Origin of the sequence: Bartonella sp. AD24XZML (genome assembly GCF_042196485.1) — a bacterium.
GTDB lineage: Bacteria > Pseudomonadota > Alphaproteobacteria > Rhizobiales > Rhizobiaceae > Bartonella.
Map to the genome: position 1 here is coordinate 1 of NZ_JBHIQH010000061.1, position 4,282 is coordinate 4,282.

General features: G+C 39.1%; 5 protein-coding genes and 1 pseudogene. 3 read left to right on the top strand and 3 right to left on the bottom strand.

The genetic code is table 11. From position 1 onward, the window contains the following. From ACFIMX_RS05825 to ACFIMX_RS05835, 3 genes are all read left to right on the top strand, one after another. The coding region (locus tag ACFIMX_RS05825; protein WP_375694173.1) for a Bgr_08870 family protein at positions 1–1,309 on the top strand (1,309 nt) is incomplete at its 5' end. 470 nt (positions 1,310–1,779) lie between these two features. After that, positions 1,780–2,058: a type II toxin-antitoxin system RelE/ParE family toxin gene (locus tag ACFIMX_RS05830; protein ID WP_375618870.1), complete on the top strand. Its 279-nt coding sequence runs from the start codon at positions 1,780–1,782 to the stop codon at positions 2,056–2,058. Positions 2,059–2,068: 10 nt separating this feature from the next. Further along, entirely contained in the window at positions 2,069–2,377 is a 309-nt protein-coding gene (locus ACFIMX_RS05835; protein ID WP_273721170.1) for a HigA family addiction module antitoxin, read from the top strand. 75 nt (positions 2,378–2,452) lie between these two features. Here the strand turns inward: ACFIMX_RS05835 and ACFIMX_RS05840 are convergent, their stop codons facing one another. From ACFIMX_RS05840 to ACFIMX_RS05850, 3 genes and pseudogenes are all read right to left on the bottom strand, one after another. Next, positions 2,453–2,704, bottom strand: coding sequence for a type II toxin-antitoxin system prevent-host-death family antitoxin (locus ACFIMX_RS05840; RefSeq protein WP_375637928.1), 252 nt, complete (start codon positions 2,702–2,704; stop codon positions 2,453–2,455). 123 nt (positions 2,705–2,827) lie between these two features. Beyond that, positions 2,828–3,106: a hypothetical protein gene (locus ACFIMX_RS05845; RefSeq protein WP_375640504.1), complete on the bottom strand. Its 279-nt coding sequence runs from the start codon at positions 3,104–3,106 to the stop codon at positions 2,828–2,830. After that, a pseudogene (locus ACFIMX_RS05850) lies at positions 3,103–3,890 on the bottom strand (antA/AntB antirepressor family protein). The gene ACFIMX_RS05845 and the pseudogene ACFIMX_RS05850 overlap by 4 nt, the downstream one beginning before the upstream one ends. Between the last annotated feature and the right edge of the window lie 392 nt (positions 3,891–4,282).

Here is a 4,282-nt window from a genome sequence, read left to right on the forward strand (position 1 = left end):
CGAAAACTTGACCAAAATTGATCAAGCCATTGTTGATATTGAGGAAAAGGTAAACGAAAAAGCACCTTCAAAACACACGCACACAATAAGTGATGTTGCAGATCTTGAAGCAGCTCTCAAAGCCAAGATGGCAGCGGATAAAACCTTCACTTTTGCCGATTTAAGCGATATCGAGGGCGCCAAAGATGCGGCTAACAATTATGTTCTCTATAAATCAAGCAATAATAACTTCACCTTTGGCAGTGCTATCTCACTGTTAGGCGCGCATCAACATAAAACCGAAGATATCGTGGGTCTTGACGATTTTAGAGCCAAGATCAATCAAGATCTGACAAGCTATGGACGCCTCACAAGCCCAAATGAATGGCAAAGTTACAATAAATTTACCAGCAAAGTTAGCATGAGTGGTGGCTTAGAACTGTTGGGTAATTCGTCGTTTAGCCTCACCCATAATGGTGAAATAGTTACCAGTTTAAGCACAACGGGAAGCTTGCTTAAAGGACCTTTAAAAGTCGATGGAGATCTTGTTTATACGAAAGCGCAAGTGGATGCCGCCATTTTGTCACAAATAAAGAGTCTAAAAAAAGATTTGACCGATAAAATCACGAATTGGCCGGCTCTTGCCGATGCTGAATTGCTCTATACACAGGATGGAAAAATTCAATGGCCCGATTGGGTAACGGATAAAACTAAAGTTGAGATCCAAGCATGGGGCGGTGGCGGTAGTGGTGGTGGTGCGGATACACCAAGATTAGGCGGCGGTGGCGGCGGTGGCGGTTGTAGCGTGTGGTATGGCTATAAAGCGAGTTTAAATGGTCATCAAGATATCACAATTGGAAAAGGAGGAGCTGCTGTTGCAAAACGCTATGCAAAAGGTAATTCTGGAGGAACAACAGCTGTTGGAAAGAATTTTATTACCGCTACAGGAGGGTGTGGTGGTGGGGGTGCTTATTACGATAACTCTCGCGCAAATTTTGTTGGTGGTACTACTTACTACTATTCAGGATCTGGTGGTGCTGGAGGTACAGGTGGAAACTTTGGTTTAGCAACAGACGAACATCTAGGAATTGCCAAAGGCGGAAATGGTTGTTCAGGAACAAGTGGAATTACGAGCAAGACAAGTGGTAATGGAGGTGATGCTGGGGGTGATACATCAAGGGGTGGCGCTGGAGGAGTCGGAAAAGGTTCCTATAGTTCAGGAAAAGCAGGGCGTGGTTTTGGTGGTGGTGGTGCTGGCGCTCACTCTGATTCTTCTTCAAGTGGCGCTGGAGCTGATGGCGCTGTCCTTATAAGATTGTGGAAAGATTAAATGGTTTATGCAGATATAAAAAACAATAATACTTTCTAAACGGACTCTTATTGTCTGATGGCTTATAAACTGTATAGTTTCTTCTTATAAAGCCCCCTTTAAACCCATTTTTTACTGACACTGTCAGTCTTATGAGAGAGTGTAGATGGTTGTTATGGTCTCTTCATTAATTTGGAGAGCAAAATGACAATAGAATTTAAACTTCGTATTCACTTTATTAAGAATGGCAAGGGATCTAAGTTTTTAGCAATATTTGATCAGACAGCCGTTGGTATGTTTGTAAAATCCTTGTTAACGTGCAAATTTATCCCCTCCATGCACCTATTCTTCTCTTTACGCATGAGGTGGAGAAAAGAAAAACAAGTCTAGACGATAAGGGTTTCTAATGGGATGTTACTGTTTTTTCCATTTTAGCACTTATAATGTAAGCTATTTGTTGACATTAACAGTATTTTACGCTATATAAAAGAATGATTAAAACGTTTAAAAGCAAAACATTGGCAGAATTATTCAAAACGGGAAATTCATCCAAGATTGATAAGAAGCTTGTAAAACGTATCATGGTTCGTCTTGATCGTTTAGATATTTCTGAAAGACCAGAAGATATGAATCTTCCAGGATTCAACTTTCATTCTTTGATTGGATATTCACCCACTCGTTACACTGTCCACGTTAACGGACCATGGTGTATTACCTTTGAATTTGACTCATGTAATGCTTACCGTGTTGATCTTGAACAATATCACTAAGGATACAGTTATGAATGACATTCCTGCACAAAGAGATAAAAACCGTTGTCCTACTCATCCAGGAGAAGTTTTAGCAGAAATTATTCCTGAAACAGGCAAAACAAAATCAGAAATTGCGCAGATGCTTGGTATATCACGCCAACATCTCTACGATATTCTGAACGCAAAAAAGCCTGTTTCTCCTGCTATTTCCGCTTGTCTTGGCAAAATGTTTGGTGATGGAGCTGCTATATGGTTACGTATGCAAGCTAATTATGATGCTTGGCATGCTGAACGTGAAACAAATGTTAGCAAAGTTCCAACACTTCACGCTGTTTGATCTCTTCCTCACTCTCAAGGGATAATGTTTTATGGAATACTGGATAAATAATAATATCGAACAACATCCCCCGCTTTAAACATGTTCATCACTATTCAAAATGTCATCTAAACCACGATTTAAATCATCTAATATATTTTGCGGTGCATCTGCATAAACAAAAGATTGTGCACCAGAACGAGATTTTACTAATTCATTATATAAATCAACAGGAAGCATAATGATTTTTTCACGCCCTCGCTTTGTCAAAGCGACAGGTGTAGACATAGCCTCGTCTAAAATATCGCCTGCCCCGCGGTTTACATCTGTAAAACTATATTTTTTCATATGCACATCCTATCTTTAATGTATAATACGTATTATGCGTACAATATGTATCATGTAAAGATATTTTACGGCATTAACTACCTCCCCGCCTCAAAGACGAGGAGATAAAACATGTTTTTGAACTTAAGCAACCTTTTTAATGGGGCTCTCGGAATTTGGTTCATAAGCGCGTACCAAAGAATCCATGCTATGTGGAAGTTCTGAAGCTCCAAAATCTGTCAAAATTGCCAAGATTTTTGTAATATTGGGCACGTCATCTTGAAGCTTTAAAACTAGAACCTTTTCTATTGCATTCATAGTTTGAACTAGAGCACTACAATCTTTGTCGCTCACATTTTCATCATTAGAAAATTGAGATAATGCTATCCATAAATCGCATAAGAAGTTGGTATCTATCTTCATTGCACACCTCCATGGATTTGTTCTCTCAAACATGCCAATCCTCTGGATGTGATTTTTGTTGAAGGGAGTACTTTCTCTGTACCATCCGGTCTTTGAATGGTGATAGCAGGGCAATCCATAAAGCCTTTCTTGATTTTATCTTGATAAGGCAACAAAGGCGCCCCTGGAGCCCGTCGATACACCCAATCATGTTTACGCAAGTAATCCGTTAAATCCTTTGGTCGTACCNTCGATACACCCAATCATGTTTACGCAAGTAATCCGTTAAATCCTTTGGTCGTACCTCCAACATCTTTGCTGCTTCAATTAAACCAAACAGACCATCAGAGCGTTTTAGACCCTCAAGCGCCTCTGCTTTTGGTGCTAATTCTGCAATAACATGATCTTTTTGCTCAATTTGACTTTGTAAGTGATTCAAGACGCCAAGTAATGCTTCGGGTTTGGAATAATCAACTTGCGGTGTTGCTACTTGTTTCAAAAGTCGTTCACATTTGATAAAGTATTGACGTGCTTCATGTCCTTTATCATTACGTTCGATCATGGAAAGGTGTTTAGCCATGTCTAAGGTAATGTGGTATTCTTTTACCTTTCCACCGTTTACTAAATTTTTAGTAAGCGTTATAAAGTTTATATTTTCCTGAAACTTACATTCTTTAATGCGATTTTTAATCCAATCATTAAAGCGAGCTTTTATCTCTAAAAACGCATGCAAATCACGAGCGTTTACCGTTTGAACAGTTTCTTGATCAATAACCTGTTCTGATATTTCTATAAGAGTGTTCATGAGAACTCCTTATCGTTAGATGTTTTTGATTGACACTCGAAAAGAGTGCCGGGTGCTCAAAAACACGGCGATAAGTCCGTCGTTATGCTTTCCCCTAAAAGGGTATTGTATAGCGTAACCACACCCGACAAGCCATTTATATGCTATACGCATATAATGAGTCAAAGCTTTTAATCTGCGGAAAAAAGACTGTTTCGGCAATCTACCCGCTTATCGTCAAGGTGTTTTTGAGGCACCTGATTCGAAAATACACATTGCAGAAATAATGTCAAGCTATTTTCGATAATTTTTTATTATTATGCCAGTCTAACAAACACAGCAATCATCCCCTTCATTTTTTTCCATTTATTTCATTAGCCAATATTTCAAAGGAGTATAAAATGGCAACAGGT

Excerpts from the sequence above, each read along its gene's own strand:
- ACFIMX_RS05830 (WP_375618870.1), top strand. The coding sequence starts at position 1,780 with ATGATTAAAACGTTTAAAAGCAAAACATTGGCAGAATTATTCAAAACG.
- ACFIMX_RS05835 (WP_273721170.1), top strand. The coding sequence starts at position 2,069 with ATGAATGACATTCCTGCACAAAGAGATAAAAACCGTTGTCCTACTCAT.
- ACFIMX_RS05840 (WP_375637928.1), bottom strand. The coding sequence starts at position 2,704 with ATGAAAAAATATAGTTTTACAGATGTAAACCGCGGGGCAGGCGATATT.
- ACFIMX_RS05845 (WP_375640504.1), bottom strand. The coding sequence starts at position 3,106 with ATGAAGATAGATACCAACTTCTTATGCGATTTATGGATAGCATTATCT.